The sequence below is a fragment of the Parafrankia discariae genome, from assembly GCF_000373365.1.
In the GTDB taxonomy this organism is placed as follows: domain Bacteria; phylum Actinomycetota; class Actinomycetes; order Frankiales; family Frankiaceae; genus Parafrankia; species Parafrankia discariae.
Genome location: NZ_KB891204.1, coordinates 1 through 1,229, shown reverse-complemented (window position 1 = coordinate 1,229; position 1,229 = coordinate 1). Strand labels below are relative to the sequence as shown.

1 protein-coding gene is annotated in these 1,229 nt (G+C 65.7%); it reads right to left on the bottom strand.

Translation table 11 applies throughout. From position 1 onward, the window contains the following. Positions 1–219: 219 nt before the first annotated feature. Complete coding sequence (locus B056_RS0111415; protein ID WP_018501993.1) at positions 220–1,062, bottom strand: IS5 family transposase; 843 nt, start codon at positions 1,060–1,062, stop codon at positions 220–222. Positions 1,063–1,229 lie beyond the last annotated feature (167 nt).

Sequence of the window (1,229 nt, the reverse complement as noted above, 5' to 3'; positions counted from 1 at the left end):
CGGATCACGGTGAGAAGAGCGGAGTGAACCGAGAGGTTCACGCTCCGTTCTGTGGGAGCCCGGGGGTGCGATCCCCCCGGGCGACCCGACCAGGGTTGATCAGCGAATATCGTAACGCCGCCTGACACCTCCCGCCGAAGACCGCATCAACCGCAAAAGGCCAGCTCACAGGCCAAATCGGGATTCTGGAGCCCCACAGTAGAGGGTGTTTGAAAAGGGTCAGGGTCGCCTCCCAGTGAGGCGGTGCAGCAGGATCATGCTCATCGCCAGGTAGATCGCGTTCTCGGAGGTGGCGGCCAGGTATTCGTAATCTCTGGACAGGCGGCGGTATTTGACCAGCCAGGCGAACGTCCGCTCGATCACCCACCGGCGGGGTACCACCGCGAACATCGGCACCTGCCGTGGGGGGTCCCCGGCCCGGGCCCAGGTGGACCGGAATCCACCGTCGCGGCGGGACACTATCTCGACGCCGATATCGACCGCGCTCTGGGCCCAGTCGCGGAACTGCTGTCCGCGGTAGCCCTGGTCGGCCCACACATGCCCGAGCCGGGTGCAGGTGTCGCAGGCCCGGGACAGCAGAACCATGGCTGCCTGACGGTCGTCCACGCTGGCCGGGCTGACGCAGGCCACCAGCACGGTCCCGGTGGTGTCGACGAGCAGATGTCGCTTGATACCACTGACTTTCTTGGCCCCGTCGTAGCCGTGCAGCCCACCCCCGTCGGTGGCCCGGACGCTCTGGCTGTCCACGATCCCCGCCCCCGGGGTCGGGTCCCGGCCACCACCGGTGCGGTCACGTTCCCGCAGCCGGGCCAGGATCTGCTCCCAGCGGCCCTCGATCCGCCACCGCCGCCAGTAGTAGTAGACCGTCTGCCAGGGCGGCAGATCATGGGGCAGCAGCCTCCAGGAACATCCGGCCCGTATCCAGTACGCCAACGCGTTCACGATTTCCCGGCGTTCATGCGCCACCGGCCGGCCACCGGGTTCGGGATCGGGAATCAACGGAGCGATCAGCTCCCATTCGGCATCGGACAGATCAGTCGGATACCGGCGCCGCTCAGCCATCACCAGCCTCCCCCACGCGAGGCTTCAGACACCCCCAGTTTCCCCATCCTGATCCTTTTCAAACACCCTCTAAGCTTGATTTTTAACCTTTCTGTTGCTGGTGGGCGGTCATGGTGAGTTCCCGTCTGGTGGTCTTTCCGACGTCGTGGTGGGGTGCTGGCCTGTAG